The sequence below is a fragment of the Pseudomonas gebzensis genome, from assembly GCF_034427815.1.
Classification (GTDB): Bacteria; Pseudomonadota; Gammaproteobacteria; order Pseudomonadales; family Pseudomonadaceae; genus Aquipseudomonas.
Genome location: NZ_JAXQNS010000013.1, coordinates 56,293 through 73,090 on the forward strand (window position 1 = coordinate 56,293; position 16,798 = coordinate 73,090).

16 protein-coding genes are annotated in these 16,798 nt (G+C 50.1%); 3 read left to right on the forward strand and 13 right to left on the reverse strand.

The annotated features are described in order from the left end of the window. Window positions 1-189: 189 nt before the first annotated feature. Entirely contained in the window at window positions 190-792 is a 603-nt protein-coding gene (locus tag SJI00_RS20845; protein WP_322463569.1) for a hypothetical protein, read from the reverse strand. 91 nt (window positions 793-883) lie between these two features. Between SJI00_RS20845 and SJI00_RS20850 the strand changes: the two genes are divergently transcribed. Together SJI00_RS20850 and SJI00_RS20855 are read left to right on the forward strand one after the other, a co-directional pair. Further along, on the forward strand, window positions 884-1,546 hold the full coding sequence (locus SJI00_RS20850) for a hypothetical protein (RefSeq protein ID WP_322463570.1): 663 nt from the start codon (window positions 884-886) through the stop codon (window positions 1,544-1,546). Between the two features lies 1 nt (window position 1,547). Next, the gene (locus SJI00_RS20855; protein ID WP_322463571.1) at window positions 1,548-2,378 is read left to right on the forward strand and encodes a hypothetical protein; all 831 of its coding nucleotides are present in this window, start codon (window positions 1,548-1,550) and stop codon (window positions 2,376-2,378) included. A gap of 3 nt (window positions 2,379-2,381) precedes the next feature. Here SJI00_RS20855 and SJI00_RS20860 read toward each other — a convergent pair whose 3' ends face one another. The 12 genes from SJI00_RS20860 to SJI00_RS20915 form a co-directional block, all read right to left on the reverse strand. Continuing rightward, on the reverse strand, window positions 2,382-2,669 hold the full coding sequence (locus SJI00_RS20860; protein WP_322463572.1) for a hypothetical protein: 288 nt from the start codon (window positions 2,667-2,669) through the stop codon (window positions 2,382-2,384). After that, a complete protein-coding gene (locus SJI00_RS20865) occupies window positions 2,659-2,949 on the reverse strand; it encodes a hypothetical protein (protein ID WP_322463573.1) in 291 nt (96 codons plus the stop codon). The genes SJI00_RS20860 and SJI00_RS20865 overlap by 11 nt, the downstream gene beginning before the upstream one ends. Window positions 2,950-3,022: 73 nt before the next feature. Continuing rightward, a complete protein-coding gene (locus SJI00_RS20870) occupies window positions 3,023-6,127 on the reverse strand; it encodes a hypothetical protein (protein WP_322463574.1) in 3,105 nt (1,034 codons plus the stop codon). Next, entirely contained in the window at window positions 6,127-8,196 is a 2,070-nt protein-coding gene (locus SJI00_RS20875) for an ATP-dependent helicase (RefSeq protein ID WP_322463575.1), read from the reverse strand. Before SJI00_RS20875 ends, SJI00_RS20870 begins: the two co-directional genes overlap by 1 nt. Next, window positions 8,171-9,520, reverse strand: coding sequence for a hypothetical protein (locus SJI00_RS20880; protein WP_322463576.1), 1,350 nt, complete (start codon window positions 9,518-9,520; stop codon window positions 8,171-8,173). The genes SJI00_RS20875 and SJI00_RS20880 overlap by 26 nt, the downstream gene beginning before the upstream one ends. A gap of 1 nt (window position 9,521) precedes the next feature. Then, window positions 9,522-10,181: a hypothetical protein gene (locus SJI00_RS20885; protein WP_322463577.1), complete on the reverse strand. Its 660-nt coding sequence runs from the start codon at window positions 10,179-10,181 to the stop codon at window positions 9,522-9,524. Between the two features lie 43 nt (window positions 10,182-10,224). Continuing rightward, a complete protein-coding gene (locus tag SJI00_RS20890; protein WP_322463578.1) occupies window positions 10,225-10,608 on the reverse strand; it encodes a hypothetical protein in 384 nt (127 codons plus the stop codon). 16 nt (window positions 10,609-10,624) lie between these two features. Continuing rightward, window positions 10,625-11,152, reverse strand: coding sequence for a hypothetical protein (locus SJI00_RS20895; protein ID WP_322463579.1), 528 nt, complete (start codon window positions 11,150-11,152; stop codon window positions 10,625-10,627). Between the two features lie 13 nt (window positions 11,153-11,165). Continuing rightward, window positions 11,166-12,437, reverse strand: a complete 1,272-nt coding sequence (locus tag SJI00_RS20900) for a hypothetical protein (protein WP_322463580.1) — start codon at window positions 12,435-12,437, stop codon at window positions 11,166-11,168. A gap of 15 nt (window positions 12,438-12,452) precedes the next feature. After that, window positions 12,453-13,739: a DotG/IcmE/VirB10 family type IV secretion system protein gene (locus tag SJI00_RS20905; RefSeq protein ID WP_322463581.1), complete on the reverse strand. Its 1,287-nt coding sequence runs from the start codon at window positions 13,737-13,739 to the stop codon at window positions 12,453-12,455. After that, on the reverse strand, window positions 13,739-14,761 hold the full coding sequence (locus SJI00_RS20910) for a DotH/IcmK family type IV secretion protein (protein ID WP_322463582.1): 1,023 nt from the start codon (window positions 14,759-14,761) through the stop codon (window positions 13,739-13,741). The genes SJI00_RS20905 and SJI00_RS20910 overlap by 1 nt, the downstream gene beginning before the upstream one ends. Before the next feature lie 2 nt (window positions 14,762-14,763). After that, entirely contained in the window at window positions 14,764-15,495 is a 732-nt protein-coding gene (locus tag SJI00_RS20915) for a DotI/IcmL family type IV secretion protein (RefSeq protein WP_322463583.1), read from the reverse strand. A 173-nt stretch (window positions 15,496-15,668) separates the two neighbouring features. Between SJI00_RS20915 and SJI00_RS20920 the strand changes: the two genes are divergently transcribed. Next, window positions 15,669-16,769: a DsbA family protein gene (locus tag SJI00_RS20920; protein WP_322463584.1), complete on the forward strand. Its 1,101-nt coding sequence runs from the start codon at window positions 15,669-15,671 to the stop codon at window positions 16,767-16,769. Window positions 16,770-16,798: the final 29 nt, after the last annotated feature.

Here is a 16,798-nt window from a genome sequence, read left to right on the forward strand (position 1 = left end):
TGATACCTTGCATGACGACACCTGAAAAAGGGCAGATTGACCGCCCTTTTGGAGATGGTAGGCGCTCGCCTGCTCTGCGTCAATTCCATGCAAGCCGCAGTGCACTGCGACGGGGATGCCCTGCTGCTGGGGCCTACCGGTTAAGGCAAGCGGTGACAGGGCGATTGAAGCAAAATTCTGGGAATAATGTTAGCGAAGTGGCTTACAAGTGATTTCTGTTTCTTCAAGAAGCTGGCCGCAGGTGTATCTTTCAATTGCGCTTAAATCAAATAGCGTAGCAACTTGGAATTCACCTACCTCTTGCGAATCAACCGTATAAGCAATAACAATCAGATGTTTGAATTTTTCCATACAAATAACATCATCCATGAAGTTAGCAAAACGAGTACCCTTTCGCTGATGATCATCATGACCTAAGGGGATATTTTTTAACCAGATTGATTCGACTGCGTCCGTTACCTCCTTCTTAGCTCGCTGCATAGCTAAGAACTTCGTATGCTCAATACCCCGCTCCGGATCGTCCGGTGCAAACGCAGCTTTATTCTTCAGCCAGTGACCAATCTCTACAGGAATTTGAACTATGGCTGGGGCTAGATCATGTTTTGACGCCTCCCTTAACAGGTAAGCCTCTCCTGGGTTTCGATGACCATATAGAAAGGTGATACCTTTGCTTGGAAATTTGACGCTTGGAAACCGACTTTCTACCCCCTCCAGCGCAAGGCTGGGCATAATAGGTCGCCTGTCCTTGCCTGCTTGATACCACAACACAGTGGTCAGAATGATTTTCGACATACCTACTCCGCTAGACACAGCAAAACCGGGCTTACACCCACGCAATGTACAGCTATACTATACATATTTCCACCGATTCGGGTATTGATGCGTGACCAAGAAAACCCTTAGCTCTAGCGTAACTGCTGAAAATGAAAGTCTGTCGCGGCCGACCGTCCTGAGGGGCAGCGATTTGGACCAGTTTTCCAGCCGTCAGGGCCTTGGCCTGATCGAACGAAGCACTGCCTTTGGCGTCAACACCGCAGCAATGTACGGGGTGAAAAACGCTGACCAAACGCTCAAGGCCCCCTTATCCATCCTCCTCCGCCTGTATGCTGCATTTACAGATAAACTACCGAAAACTTGGACTCCAGAGTTTGAGGACCTGTTGGCTCTTATAAATAAAATCGACCCTGACTTTAAGTCTTATCAAATAGGTCCGCTTCTAGGTCTCGACAAAAACTCAACTTACCGAATAAAAAAGGATGGGATAGCCAACAGTAAAGAATCGACAAAAATTCTTGCATCATTGATTTTCCGACTACTCCAAGAAAACCCAGATGTATGGCCCATCATTAGGCAGGCCGTTGATGTTGAGGCCGAAGCCCGTGGAGTTCCTGTTGGTGAGATCTGGGTGAAAGGTAAATGGAATAAACACGAATCCGAGTCCGCAGAGACTACGGGTATAAAAAAAGGGCCGAGGTCGAGCCAAAAGAACTCAGAGACCGCCCCGGAGCAAGGCAAGATCAAAAAGCAGATTATATGGAAAGACTGAGATGATTGATCAGAGCATTGTTGTAGCTGCCGATGCGCTGTCCTCCCTAGTTGACTCGCTAAACAACTGTAAACGAGCGATTCTGAAGCCAGGATCGCTCGGGCAATGCGTTTTTTTTGACTCGATTGGTGGGACCATTGAGGGGGACTCAGCCGAACTATTGATTAAAGCGCTTACTGACTGGGAAGTAATGGAAGGCTGCATCAGCGGTAGCGTACCTCGGCATATCGGCCTGGTAGAGGCTGGCTCGACTGTGATTTTCGCGCTACAGGGTCTGAACGATGCAAAGCATGCCTTCAAAAAAGCTGTCTCTACCATCGCAGCAAAGGACAGCAAGGAACGACAGAAGCTAGCGCGTGGCATACTGACCAAGCAAGGAATGGCTAGAGCCCATCCCATTCAGTGCTGGAGGGAAATAAAGCTGTTCCTGGGCGCACCAGTCAACACTGCAGGTTTCACCACCGCCAAAAAGTCATTCAGCAGCAGAACCCTGTCAGTGCAAGACGCGATCGCTGAGCTTGCTAGACGGGAATCGCACAAGGAAGTGGAGGAGATTGAGAGCGCACGTCTTGCAGGCTGCGAATCCGTTCGCTGGGTTGAGCCTGTGGCGGAATTCACACGAGTGAACCTTTCATACCTTGACGCTGATGGGAATCGCTCCAACGCGACCTTTCACGCGAGCATGCCAGTGATTATCGAGAAATCAACCTGGCCGAAAAAACTGAAATTCAATCTGCCTAAGGAGGTATCCCGAAACAGTCATGGGAAGATTGCAGGTGAGCTGATAGTCGATTTGCCTTTCCGCAAAGGAGCCTACCTAGCTATAAGCTAGGGCCTAGCCCATGCGCGGAGAATAGGCTTTCTTCTCGTCGCCGTATTCAGCCAAGCTATACAGAATAGCGCGGGATTTGGGCATCAAATCCTGCAGGTTATCGGCACGACAGTCCTGAACAGGACGACCTTTGATGATGTAAGACCAATCCGCTTTTTCCGCTAGCACCTCAACCTGTTGATCCTCACCGCGCAGGCGTACAGCGGACACATGTTTAGGCCCGCACAACTGGAAGGAGTCGAAGGAGTCGATCAGCTCTGTCACAGAAATTCTGGATTGCTCAAGTTGCATAATTTACCACGCCATTATCTGATTCTTCGCCTCGTGCCGGATTGACAATACCCAGCTCACGATGGCCGTCAATGACTCCTACGACCCGTCCAGTCTCTAGGAGTTCAGTTACGCTCTGGGGTAGCTTAACCAGATTTACCCACTCGCACGGCACGCCGTCCTCATCGACCAGCTCCAAAATGAGGTCCTTGCGTCCCAGCCTGGTAATTAAATCACACCGACCGAGGGTGAGGTCATCGCCTATGTAGCCAGCTTTACCATCCAAAATGATGGTGGGCAAATTATCCCCTCCAACGCCTACCAGATATTCACACAAAATCAAAGCACCGTCTCCTGTCTTAACCTACCACGTGTCACTGCAGCCTTCGGAGCAGATCAGCCGCAATCAGCCTTGTTGCGTCCTGCCGACTCAAGTTTTTATCACCAACACTGGACATCTTTTGTTTGATGGCGGCCTCGGTGTCTGGCACATGCTTTGCCAGAGTTGCGCGTGCCCACGAGGGTGATGGTCCATCGCGGTATAGGATACCACGAAGTGCTCGCTCATCAGGCTCCGTTGCGAAAGCCCATCGCTTAATTCCGCCCATCTGGAAGTGCAAGAGCAGATTCTGTACGCCGTCCGTCGTCTTGAACTGTACAAACACCATCGCCCCCTTATTAGCAGTAGGCTTTGTGATATTGAAGATGGCCTCCCGCTCATCATCATTCAGGCTCAAAACCTCTTGGATCCGCTTGGCAGTCTTCATATCCTGACTGCAGCCAAAAATAAAGATCGTCGATGCGAGGCTGACCAAATCCGCTGGAAGGTGATCGATCATTTGAGTACCAAGAAGGATCCCAACACTGTATTTTCGACCTTCAAAACCCATTGAATTTATAAGGTCATGGGCTCCAGCAACCTTGCCTAGGCGATGCACCTCGTCAGCAATAAACACCTTATCCACTTCATCTTGCATCTGCAGATAGCGGAGGTGGTAATCAATGACATGCTCAGGGATTGGCATGGATTTGCGAAGTTTCTTGATTTCAGCGCCAGTATACTCAAGGTTGATGAATAGATCCTCTGTCAATAGACGCATCGCAACGGAAAAGAGAATGGTCCTGATCCAATCATCAAAGGGTTCTGTTCCTCGACCAAAAACGGTAGTCATGTCAAAGACACACACACGCGCTTCAGTGATATCGATGTTGGTCACACCCTGCATGCATGGGAACAGGGTATTCGCGGAGGAGAGCGCCACCCCGATCGCGTTAGTTAAGGGCTTGCCGTTATGCTGAGAGCGCTCATGGCTCGGCGCCACACGGTCAACAGCACGAATAACATCAGATAAAGTGGGAACCGCATAACGCTGAGCGACCCTGGCAGCATAGATGACCCCATCGTCCTTATTTTTGATGCCGTACTCGGCCAGAGCGTCAGAAATATCGTAGTAGGTATCGTCTCCTCGATAATTGAACTCAATCTTTTCAAGGGCTTGCACTACGCTAGGGTGCGCCCCATAGGGCTCGTAGAAGTTAGGCTGCGCGCCACGATTTTGTGGGTTCTTAGAACTATAGGCTTCATCGATCACATCGCTGAGAATGCTCATAACGTTAGCGACGCCAGCGGAAGCAAGAAGCTCATGGCATACAACGCTAAAAAGATTCTTAAGATATGCCTTGTGATCGGCCAAAGGCACCCGTAAACCAAGGCGCAAATCAAGTTGATTTTTTACAATACCATCTTGGGTATTGTTGAATTCAGAGAAAACAGCCTCGTGCTTTCTATCATTGGGCAAGGACTCCTTAATCATGTCCACAACGCCAGAAGAGGAAGCACCAAAGTCAATGACTCGAATGTAAGCCATTTCTTGAGCCAAGGGATGATTGGCAAAATAAAAAATATGATCTGAGATGGAGTTAGACTTTCCATATCCCATCCCCCCAGTGATAAGAGATATCATGGCATTTTGTTTTTTGCTCTTGGGCTGATGAGGCATCAACAAACCGTCACCAGTCCTGAACCACATGCCAAGTTGAGGATCCCATATCTTAGCTGGTCGCATGAGGGGGAGTTGGGTAATAATATCAAATTCAGTTTGCGGCGCCTTCGGACAAATGGGTGGAATCGCGTACCCAGGGGTGGACGACATCGTTGCCTCAATCGAACAACCGTACATAGTCTCTACTTGTTGCCCGCCCCATTGCTGGAGCAGTGTTTCAACATCTCGTGCACGTGATTGCAGCTTTTCTACATCATAACGTGGAGCGCCTTGCACGTCGTAGGTAACATTTACCTTTGCCCAGGTCGCAGCTGCCAAACCATATCCCAAAACAGATCCACCTTGTTCCTCATAGAGGGACAGGGCCTGATCAGCTTTGGATATCTGACGATTGCTTTGCGAAGCGAACGAAAACACTGAGGCAAAAAGGCGATTCCAATAATTCGCTTGGTGTGAATTGGTCATCAAGCTATAGGCCAGACGGACTGGCAACCTCCGGGTGTAGCAAGTAGCAAGGAAGCTTTCAAGGTGTTCTGGCATCGAAGCAAGCTCAGAAACGTACATTGGCGCATACACGCGATCTCCAATGACAGCAAACTTCCCCAGATCTATGCAGTCTTCCATCATCTGCTGCGATAATTTAGGTGGCAGCTTAAATGACCAGTCGTTGGGCTTACCATCTGACTTCTGCGCGTCCTTATATGCCTGACGTACCTCTTCCGTTCCACGGGAGCGAATATCCTTGGGCTTTAGCAAGGCTTTCCATCCAGGACCGGTTGCAGCGGGCAACATGGCAAATCGCATTTCTTTCAAAGCTGTGTAGCTATCCAGCCTCTCATATGAATAGCGGCTCGCCTCGCGACCCATAAACAGCTTGACCTTGTTAACCTGTTGCTCATGGAGAGCCTCCAAAGCGCGCACACCGGCCTTGAGGCTCATGCTGTTGCGACCCTTGGCTGCGACCTTGATGTCACGTTTTCGCTCTTCCAAAGCGGTCTTTTGATCTGCTTTAGGCAGGGCATCAATATGCGTTACGACCAGTAAATATTGTCGTTCTCGCGCACATATTGAACCATAGACCTCAGCTTCTTCCAGAAGTACGTCTTCGGTATTCAGCCCCCGTCGCTTGCCTGCCTCGATCATCAGCTTACGGCTTTGCAAAATCTCATCACGCATGCCGTCTGGATCAAACTCAAGAAACCAAAATAAATCGCTGCCCTTTTGTTTTTTTCCATTCGTAGTCATACGAATAAACTTGATCCATTCGTCACGCAAGCGTTCAAATTGGGTTGGAAAATACTGCCCCATGAAACCGTTCACCCGAATCACGCTCATGAGCGAGCCGTTGAATAGCGCCATGGTATTGTCGTCATGGGCACAGGCGATGGGGAAATATTGAGTTGGATCTGAGGCAGTCCACCCCCTCCAGCCGTCGTATAAGTCTTCAATGTTGTCAAGAAATCGATCGATAAACATCAGAATACCATTCCCATTGCTTTATTCATTGCCGAACGCACTTCGTTATACGAACCGGGATGCGTTTCCTGCACAGTTTTAAGATCAGGTTGCATTAAAGATTCACAAGAGAACCCCATCTCGCTGAGAAAGCGAGATGGCTCGTAAACCTTATTATCGTCAGAACCAGGGAATGCGTACCTGGCTGAATGGAAGAGCACACAGGTCTCTTTGGCCCGAGTGATGGCCACATATCCCAACCGACGCTCTTCCTCAATATGCGAGTACCCAGCGTCTTCATCACTGATATCGCTTCGGGCATCTAAGGGCATCAGGCCCTCACTCAAGCCTACAACTAAAACATGCGGCCACTCTAGACCTTTTGATCTATGGACCGTGCTAAGCGTAATTTGCTGAGAGGTGCCTTCCGTCTGGCCTGATTCTCTGAGAGCTATCTCAACCGCAATGTCACGCCACGAAAGTGACTCTCCTGCAGCTTGACGTTCGGATAATTCATCTTGGATATTATCAGCCAACACACGAAGACATTGGTTTTTCTTCTCCCTGATCTGATCATCTTTTTCTCGATCAAGCAGAGCCATCGGCCCAACGATTGCCCACTCGACGAAGTCGACAGCCGTGTGACATAGCAGAGCCTCTGACTGCAGATCGCCAATGAAGGCGCGAAGGGCAGTTGCCCCCTTCTTGGGTAGATTGGGTATCGACTCAGGCAATTCATACAAAGAAGATCCAGGCGTATTTTCTAACCAGTCACATACCGCATAACATGAAGCATCGCCAAAGCCATCAACGTACTGCGCCAGAGACTTCAATGCGTGTGAGTCTTGTGGATTACGAGCAAGTCGCACGGCATTGGTAATGGCAGCTACCTCAGCGCGATCAAAGAGACTCATACCACCAACTACATGATACGGGATCCTCTCCCTGCGAAGCGCCGGTTCTAAAAGAGCAGCCATCCGATTCGTTCGATACAATATTGCTATGTCACTGGCTGAGACGCCATCATGGATTTGTCGGGAAATTCCCTCCGCAATTTCGCGCACCATCTGCCAGTGATCAGGATAAGCGTTCAGCGTGGGCTCATCACCCACGGACCCTTCCGAGAACGGTGATTTGGAGATTCGCTCATCGTTGTGCTGTATCAAATCACGGGCGACATTTACGATCGCCTGTGTCGATCGGTAATTTTGCTCAAGCCTCAGGGTAGTAGCTGAAAAATCGCTCTGGAACCGCTTGAGGTTTTTTACCTCGGCACCACGCCAGCCATAAATGGACTGGTCATCATCCCCAACAACAGTCACCGCACAGTGCCCTCGTGCGATTTTGGCGATCAGCCCATACTGAATTCTGTTGTTGTCTTGGGCCTCATCGACCAATAAAGCGCCAATCTTATCTCGAACTCGACCGAGAAAGCATTCCTCTCGACTTACCCGTAACAATGGCAGATAGAGCAGATCGTCGAAGTCTACGCTGTTAGTATGGTCCTTTAATGCCTCAAACCCTGAAAGTGTCTTCCAAGCAAGTTCAGTTTCTGACACAGAAAGCTTGTGCGTAGTGAGTAAAGACTCACAGAGGAAATCCTTATTTTTAACGTGGTTCTTCACATCGTATCCGGCTTGTCGCTTCAAGCTCCAGGTATTCAACCAGTGTATTGGATTCAACCGCTTCTTATCAGAAGGGTCCAATTTCTTTGGCAGGCCGTAGGCGTGGGCAAGCGACCGCAATGAGCGCTTAACGTCAGTCTCATTCAAAAGACTGAATTCTTGACTCAGGCCGAATCCATGCGGGTCGTCTTTTATCAATTTCATTCCAAAGCTGTGGAATGTATCGATTGTGACATTTTGAGGGATGATTCCATTAACCCGCTGGACACGGGCTTTCATTTCTTTAGCTGCCTTGTTGCTGAAAGTCAGCATCTGCAAGTTCTTTCCTGCAGGAAGCTCTTTTGCCAACCGCAACGATTTCTGGGCAATTACTGTAGTCTTACCTGAGCCTGCACCAGCGATGACCAGGCAGGACTGGTCGGAGGGAAATTCAACAATCTCAGTTTGCTGGTCGTTTAGGCGCATATACCGACTCCAGTTGCCCTCTACATTCACGGTCTATGCGGATGTTGGTCAGGTATTCTCTGTCAGTAATTAGTCGCTGCTGCACACAAAGAGCATTTTTGCTACTTGCCGGGTATGGGTTCAGCCCCTCTAAGCTGGCAGGATACAATAGTCCATTTTCTAAAGCCGCTTGAGGTATCAGGCCACGTACAGATTGGGGGCAGACCACGGAGATACGCCCGTTCCCATAATTTAAAATCTCCATACCAGCTTTCTGGAGATTTAGAGCGATTTTGAGACACCGCATACGATCTTCTGCTTGGAGCCAAGCGGTTGAAAGAGTTGTTGAGATATTGAATCTTCCGCTGTTCTTTCTGAGCGTACCCACCCAGAGGTTTTCAGCAGCTATCCCGTAAGCGTACGAGACAGTTGAATGCTTGGTTTTGAAAGTGCGCAAACCTGTGTTCTGCCAGCGATCAGCGATTGCAACATCGAGAATTTCAACTTCACCATAGTTGCTGAGGAAAGCAAGCTCTGGCAAAGCAGTCCAGTCCCTAAAATTACGCGCTTCATAATCCTGGCCGTTTTTTGTTTGACTGGATATTCCGAGTGCCCCAGCTCCATAATTCATCAGACGCCCTACCCGCTCTTGAACGCCATGAAGCTTAATCTTGGCGAATAGAGGAAGGGGTGCCTCCCGCTCGTACGCCCAGTCAACAATCGAGGTGGGATTACGGCCCAGATCAGGCAGTTTGTGTTTGGCGATTAGCTCAACGTTACCATCCGGCAAAGGCAGTTCGAGCATTTGATTAGCCCAAGTCATTCGCGGAGCCCAGTAGCTGAAAAGCTCGGCTCGTTCGTATATTCGCTGCCTTTCACATGCTGTGAAGCGCTGGCACGCAAGTTCAGCTACGTTATGCGTCAAGGTGTTCCTTGGATGCTCAACTCCTCCGTACATCTGCCCTACTGCCTGAGGCATTCCATAGGCAGGATACTGCGTTAGGCCGAGCTGTGTCTTAAGCATGTCTGCTGCGCAGCCCAGCACTTCTGCCATGATTTTAACTTGCTGCTCAATACTGATTATATCGTCTGTCAAGCCCAGCTCTTGGGCAATTTGACTCAACCTTGTGCGGAAATACCCGTCGCTCGCTATATGCGGGCTTCGACTAAGCCCTGCTTCGTACAACGAGTTTGAAGGAGCGTTTGTGACCCAAAGGGTTTGGGAGGGAAGATCTGTTGTGGCATTAAAAAAAAAAGGCCTCCCACCATAAGCGCAGGCAACATTACCTTCCCTGCTAAAGGGTGAAGCGTCTTTGAACAAAACGACACCAATCTTCAGAGCCATCCTAAACCCCTCTAAAAAACTTATTTTTTTCTTCTATCGCTTTGTATGTCGCTTGGGCCCAGTATCTGGCTTGCGGCCCCCAATAAACTACGTTTGGCCAAAACCTGACACCTTTCAGAACTTTGTCACGCGAAGCCATAAGTTCGTTTGGAAGCAACGCCAGGGCACGAGCAAAGTCTGAATCACAGTCCTCTTTATAAAGAGGGATATTACTTGCTAGGTGTGCCTTGCGTCCTCGAAAAGACAAGTCTGCTTGGTGCAGGGACTCAAACAATGGATGAGTCACATCCATGCAGTTTTGGCTAATGGCAATGTAAGTTGCAATCAGGTTGAGTTTTGCCTGGGGCATCTCAGGCAACCAGATTAGAGACCCAGCTACTGGGAGGATTTCGCCATGATGCGCGGGATGCTCTACTGCGGACCAATTGATAGCCTTTGCAGCCGCGCAGAACGGACAGAGACATATTGCCCGATCGATCGAGCTTGCTGCGAAGCCTGGGTGATTTAGGTCTACTGGAACCATGAATCCGTGTGGAATCCTTTTGCTGGAACGACTGACAAAACCACATTGCGAGCATTTGAAATTCGCCTTGGTGAGCACTTTCATGCCAATAGGTTTTAATCGATCATGTTCATGCCAAAGCCCACAAATAATCTTCATTGCGAGCTCGGGATTGTCAACCGTTCCAATCATTAGAAATCCCTTAGTACTTGATGCCCAAATCGTCAAATTGGCTAGAACCGTTGCCTTGGCCCGAGGTAAGGGAACCAGACGTTGCCAGTACGAAGATCGGGCCTACAACTGCAGCTGCGCCTCCAAGAATCGCAAAGAGCTGCCAGGTCAGTGGCTGGTTCTGCTTCTTGGTGGAAATGGCTGAGATGATGCCCCACGAGGCAAACAAAACACCGAGGCCACCGATCAGCAGCAACAGGATTGGAAGCCCGATTTTGGTTTCATCTTTCCAGCCCTCCATAAATGTAGAAAGCAACGGGCCGGATGCCGCAGAAGCTACACACGGGGCCGTGAGAAGTACAGCCGCTGCGGCCACCATAGCCAGACGAATTCCAACTGCCTTATTAACGATCATTCAGTATTTCTCCAGCTTATTTAAAAAACCCCAAGCCTGTAGAGGCTTGGATTGCCATCGCGACATGTACCGTACACACCAATGCCGAACCTGCGACGATTCTTGCAAAGATACTGCCGACCAAGTCACCACGAGACTCAATTGAAACAGTTCCAAGCTTAGCCGCCATCATGTAAGCGCGACCCAAAGTTACATAACCAGTCAAAACCATGATCCCGATAGCTGCCATGATCGCTGAGTCATACACGCCATTTCCGCTACCTGAATACTCAGAGATACCCAAGGGGTCGGCATTTGCCCATAAAGTGCCACTCCAAGCTTTCGTCCAGAGAGACAGATCCACTAGTGAAGACCCACCAATGATTCGCCACATAATATGGGAACCTGGTGTAGCAAGACCCGTATCCCTCCTGCCTAGCTTAACGATCGCCAAGATCCCGGTTGCCGAAATCCATACGCCTATCGCAGCGAAAAGGTAGAGAATCGTGCTCAAGAATACAGGGTATTCAGCACTTAGGTTCATGAAGATACTTGTAAAATCCATTTGGTGTTTCCGACTAGCGCGCGATCAAGCCATTGGTGGTGCATACGGTACGCGATACGGGGTCGAAACTTACGACACGCCCGAATCCAGAGACCTCATAGCCAAGCCTAAGCATAGCCGCCTCGCCATCGCTTCGTCGCACATATGCGCCGCTATTGGTGATGCCTTTAACTTTCCAGTTTTGCGAGACAGTTCGTGCTTGACACTGCTGTCCCTGATTTCCTTTATTCTCTTGCGGTGCTGATGCAGCAACTGCGCGGACAGGTGTTTTCTGCACGATAGGCGTAGGAGCAGTATTGGAAACAGAGGCCGACTGCTTGGGTAAAGGCCGTGAGTCGGACTCTCTCTTACCTCCCACAAGCACCAGTTTTTCTTGCTTTGGTCTCTGATCCTTAGCTACAGCTGCAATAGCCGCACCAACGGCATTCTTTGAAATTTCTTTGAGCCTCGATTCAGTTCTCCTGGATAGGTCGTCCAGGCCAGCACTCACTTTCCCGAGTTGACTTTCAAGCGCAGTGGATTTAGAACTATTTGCCTCGACCTGTTGACGCAGACTTTTAACGTCCTCGCTCAATACTTTCACAGCATTCAACACGATACCCATTTCTCGACTGCTATCGGTGATTGCTTTAGACAACGCCTCCAGTTTGTCGTCCGTTCGCGAGGATACGCTGCCAGCCTGCACCTTAGGTACTTGTTCTTCTGCCGAGCCACGGTCAGAGCTTCGTACAAGCGAATCATAAAAAGTGTCGTCTTGCTCCTGGACGGTCCGCTGTGTGATGGGGGCTACTTGTTGTTGGACTTGACCCACTGGTGATGGTTGAACCTGGTCCTCATTAGGAAAAGCCCGCTGCGGTCCAGGTACTACTTCTTCATCTATCAAAACAGGATCGGTGGCAGGAGAAGTCGCAGGATTAGTACGCTGCATCATTGCCTGGGATGAAAAGTCTGTTGGAGCACTACTCCTGGTAACCGGATGGGGGGCCATCATTCTCATGGCGGCCCAAACCAACCCTCCGAAAATGATTAGACCGCAGCCACCCACAATCAGATACAGGCGGTATTTAGAAAAAAAGTTTTCTGCCGTTTCAGGCGCACTCTGCATAGAGGACGTTGAGGGCGCTTCTGGTCCGTCATCGAAATCGTCTCTATCCACGTCATCTCGAATCGAATCATCATCATCGCGGAAGAATTCGCGATCCCGATCCGAGTCACTGATTGGTCGACTGAGCTCATCCTCGTCAAAACCGTAATCGTCTCTTGGAGGCTGGTTTGTGTTAGCCATATCAATTTTCCTGAATTATTTATCGCCGCACACATCTTCCATAAAGACGATGCCTACCAAGTCATTTACTGCAAGTGACACTGTTAGAGGCCGATTAATGCGGTCCTTCATCACATCTCCGAGTGATTGCCCCAGATCCCCTGCTGCCATTTTTATCTCACGCGCTGTGTCACTTGCTGTGTTGGTTACCACACTGTCACCAACGAAAATGGTTTGCTTATCTGAGTTTCTTTCTGCAGCTTTACCGATTGCGCTAAGAACTGTGCCGAAGCCCCACCACCCGTATCGGTATAAAGTATGGTAGTTGACATCGCCGCCTACAGCATTTAGGACTGTCTCCATATCCAAGCCGATTGCATTAACTTTGACTGGATCTTTGATACCACCGACGGAGCTAAACTCCATCCGCATCCATTCATCTTTACGCTCAAACCCACCGAAAAGTCGGTGCTTCCGCAACGGGCCATTCACAAGCTCTACAATTACAGGGCCGCCAACATCGCTGTTCAGCGCCATCGTCGAGCGCGCAACGTACTGATGTCCAGCCCTAATGATCGGATTCTGACACTTGGTTGGCAGCTCTCCAGTCACCTGACCTGCACTGTCGTAGCTTTTATTCCCATATGCTTCAGATGATGTCCTAGTCGAAGTGTCACTGGCCAAAGTCGAAGTGGCTCTTTTTGGAGCCTGGTAAGCCCACGATATTGTTTCGGACTGAGGAACATTTGTACCTTCAGCAAGCATGAGCTTGCTTATTAATTCGACGCTTTGAGTCGAGGGAGGTACCACCTGCTTTGGCTGTACCCTGCTACCGTCCTGGCTCGCCTGATCTGAGCGCCGGTCCGAAGTGGTATCGCCAGCATTGGTGATTTTATCTGGCCGTGTGAATCCTCGCGTTTGATTGAACTCACCCGTATCCTCAGTCACCACCATCGGGTGAGTCATAGGATTTTCCTCTTGAATTCTTGGTAGCTCCTCATCGTTATAACGAGTAGCTTCCTCCCTTTGCATATCTGTCGGCTGGGCGTTCTTTTGAGTGCGAGCGGTCCCACCGGTCACCTCGCCAGCCCCACCTTTAAGGGGCTCTTGGATTGAGTAGTAACTCCAGCCAAAGCTGCCTAGAACAACTGCAGCGAGACCTCCAATAACAAACAGTCGTTTCCGGTTTTGAGGTCCAAAGATGCTTTTAACTGCACCCATGCCGCCAACACCAGGAATCTCAACTTGATTCCGCGCAGAAATGCGGTCATCTGGATTCGCGTCGACGCTATCCAGTTCGACATCATCAATACTCTGCGCCATTAGAAGCCACTTCCATTCATAGTTTCGGATAAGGCATCTGATTGGGCGATGCGCTTAATTTTGAGAGTTACCGTTTTGCCTTCTTCATTGCTTGCCATGACTACAGTACTGGCAGGCAACTTATAGGCACGATACTTCCCATTGGCATGGGTTGCGCCTTCAACCCGTGGTGAGAATACCGAGAGAGGTGTTTGTAAATACATCCATTTGCCTATGGTCCATGCTCGCCCCTCGCCACCTTCAACTACCATTGCTTGACTACCGATCGGGCCAATTCCATATAGCGTGTTATTGAGATCTGCGTCAGCACGGGTACCAACGGTTACCTCATCACCCCGGCTGACTTTCGCCAGGTCGGTTTGTGGCCCAACCTCCGAGAAAAGCTTCATTGTCGCTTCTTTATGGAATACGCCTGCTTGCCCCTCCAGCATGATCGTCACTGGGCGGCTACGGCCTACAAGAAATACTGTAATGTTCCCAGTTGCGCCATGTTTTAGTGCCGTCAGGGTGAACGAGCCCGCTTGGGGGTCCATCGGGTCTATGCCGTTATTACCGCCTTTGGCATCTCCGTCTGTTTGTGGTGCCGGATCTGATGCTTTCTGGATATCGACCAGCCCGCTTAAATAACTCTGGACTTTCCTGACTGGCCAGGGATTGCCATAGGCGTCCACGAAGTTAACATTTGAGCTCATGTAGCGCGCAATGTTAATGATTGGTGTTTTAGCTGAAGGCTCACTGCTGACTTCGAAGGTCTCTTCAATATCCAGAAGAGGTTCGCTCAAATCCTCAAATGTCTCCACGATCGGGACACGCTGAGCCGCACTGTTCTGGATGATGGCACGTCTAGCTTTTATAATCGAACGCGGATCGGCCCCCAGAATCGTCTCAGTATGGCTTACGAATTCGTTCCGCTGTTCATCAGCGGCTTCAGTTCGATTCACTACCGCGCTTTCGCTATCTGCGAGGGCAACCCCAGATGCTACAACTGCTGATAGGGCAACTGATAAAGCGATTGATTTCATCGTCAACGCCCTTGCCCCGCAGGCACTACGCGGTAGGATTCAACCCAGAGCCCATCTTCACGGATTGTTTGGGACATTCTGCGGATACGCATCGTCATTACTACTGGCAATGTACCGCGCTCACGACCATCGATATAAATGGTATAGGGGATATCTACCACCCATTCGTAATAGCCTTTATTGTTCATCGCGTAAGAACGCATGATTGGCTGCATCGATTTCGCATAAATGTTCCCTTGAAGCTCCTGGGTTAAAAACCTTAGAACGCCAATTTTTTGCAAGCTGTCCGAAAATCCTTTGCGCGTTGAATCCGAGAAACAGAACGTGTTATTGCTGAGCGATGTTTTCCAGTCGACATAAGATAGTCGATATGCGCCTTCGACACATTTCTGAGACCACGCCAGAATTTCCTTATGCGAATACATAGGCTCCGACAAGAGTGGCAGAGGTCTAATCCGCCCATCACTCGTTTCGCCTAATAATTTAGGCTCAGGCTGGTATACGTACTGAACAACATTCCCAGTCATCGAAACGAGCATCAACCCAAAGAGTCCAGCAATGATTCGATTTTTGATCGTTTTCTCATCGCGGGCATTGAGCCCTACCTGGGCCATTGCCAAAAGCCCGTTCAAATCAGCGAGCTCATCCGCTGCAACAGCAGGCCTCACTTTTGATCTGGACGCGCTCGCGGGTTTAGTGCGTTGGGTCGCTTGGGTGGGATTCGAGGTTGACACGCCTTGCTCCAGTTCAGCCTGGCGCCCTCTCGACCCCAGCTTCGGCGTATCCTAGCAGGATTCAATTACTCCGTGTAGTATCACGATACGATGTTAATTTTAGTCCCGAGCACCGTTTCCGCGCCCACGCATGGATCGTGTTCGTGCCTCACGACTTCCCACAGGAGCAATGAATGTCTCAAGATTTCGCTGTCAAACGTCAACCAGTGTTCAATCGGCTCGCCCTTGCCATTGCGTGCATCGCTTTTACCTGCACTGCTGCAGGAGGCTGGTACCTGATATCGAGTAAAAGCAGCGCCCCTGAGACCAACGCTATTGCTTCACCGGATCCCGCTTCTGGCCAACCTGCTCCTGGAGTCGGAGATCATCCTGCAGATGTGGCTGTCATCCATCCTAGTGGCGCTGACACGTCCCTCATCCTTCGACTAATGCCGCGATCTGCCGTGCGCAGTGTTGAGAAGCTCGATTTCGGCCTGGGTACCTTCGTATGGGAAGTTGACATGCTGGTCGACCGAGACAACTCCGCGACGTCTGGGTTTGTGTACCTGTCTGCTGACGGTACTAAGCTCCTGAATGGACCGCTGATGGATAAGCGAAGCCGTGTCATGCAGAAACCCGAATCTGCACCCCAGCCACAGCCTTCCATGGCATCCGCTCCGACGGCTCAGACTCCTAACGATTCGTCAGCAGTAGGGCCTGCAGCTGTTCCAAGCTCAGCGCAGGCTGACCCCTTCGACCCTAATCCTGGCCTCAAGGCGCAGGCCACAAAGGCCGAATATCAGCGCAAACAGTTTTATGCTGGCATTTCTGAGTTGAACTACATCAGCACAACGGAAGGTTCGAATATTGTTTATGTGCTTTTCGACCCCCTTTGCCACGCATGCCAGCGCCTGTACAAGCAGCAGTCAGCGATCTCTGCTGCCTATGATGTCGAATTCCGGTGGATCCCAATCTTCTTGGACGCTCGTAGTTACCCCATCTCTGCCTTGATCCAGAAGACCTACAGCGAGAGCCACGCTAAAGGCTTGGAGATGCTTGACCAAGTGCTCAATAAGCAGTGGAGAGCGGAAGACCACCATACGGAAATCGCATCTCTGACTGAGGGGGACTATGAGCAAGTCAAACCTGCTGGCGCTGTGTTCTACAGCATCGGGGAAGCATCTCCTGGCATGGGGACACCATTCGTGACTTTCAAAAATTCCAGTGGCGTGATTGAGGCGTTTGGTGGCGTCCCCCTCGCTAATGATTGGGCAAGCTTGAAGGCAAGGCAGTAGGCCACCAACTAAAAAAGCCCTCTCACGAG

What these genes read in the sequence shown, in the direction of transcription:
- SJI00_RS20845 (WP_322463569.1), bottom strand. Translation starts at nt 792, where the DNA reads ATGTCGAAAATCATTCTGACCACTGTGTTGTGGTATCAAGCAGGCAAG.
- SJI00_RS20855 (WP_322463571.1), top strand. Translation starts at nt 1,548, where the DNA reads ATGATTGATCAGAGCATTGTTGTAGCTGCCGATGCGCTGTCCTCCCTA.
- SJI00_RS20860 (WP_322463572.1), bottom strand. Translation starts at nt 2,669, where the DNA reads ATGCAACTTGAGCAATCCAGAATTTCTGTGACAGAGCTGATCGACTCC.
- SJI00_RS20870 (WP_322463574.1), bottom strand. Translation starts at nt 6,127, where the DNA reads ATGTTTATCGATCGATTTCTTGACAACATTGAAGACTTATACGACGGC.
- SJI00_RS20875 (WP_322463575.1), bottom strand. Translation starts at nt 8,196, where the DNA reads ATGCGCCTAAACGACCAGCAAACTGAGATTGTTGAATTTCCCTCCGAC.
- SJI00_RS20880 (WP_322463576.1), bottom strand. Translation starts at nt 9,520, where the DNA reads ATGGCTCTGAAGATTGGTGTCGTTTTGTTCAAAGACGCTTCACCCTTT.
- SJI00_RS20885 (WP_322463577.1), bottom strand. Translation starts at nt 10,181, where the DNA reads ATGAAGATTATTTGTGGGCTTTGGCATGAACATGATCGATTAAAACCT.
- SJI00_RS20890 (WP_322463578.1), bottom strand. Translation starts at nt 10,608, where the DNA reads ATGATCGTTAATAAGGCAGTTGGAATTCGTCTGGCTATGGTGGCCGCA.
- SJI00_RS20895 (WP_322463579.1), bottom strand. Translation starts at nt 11,152, where the DNA reads ATGGATTTTACAAGTATCTTCATGAACCTAAGTGCTGAATACCCTGTA.
- SJI00_RS20900 (WP_322463580.1), bottom strand. Translation starts at nt 12,437, where the DNA reads ATGGCTAACACAAACCAGCCTCCAAGAGACGATTACGGTTTTGACGAG.
- SJI00_RS20905 (WP_322463581.1), bottom strand. Translation starts at nt 13,739, where the DNA reads ATGGCGCAGAGTATTGATGATGTCGAACTGGATAGCGTCGACGCGAAT.
- SJI00_RS20910 (WP_322463582.1), bottom strand. Translation starts at nt 14,761, where the DNA reads ATGAAATCAATCGCTTTATCAGTTGCCCTATCAGCAGTTGTAGCATCT.
- SJI00_RS20920 (WP_322463584.1), top strand. Translation starts at nt 15,669, where the DNA reads ATGTCTCAAGATTTCGCTGTCAAACGTCAACCAGTGTTCAATCGGCTC.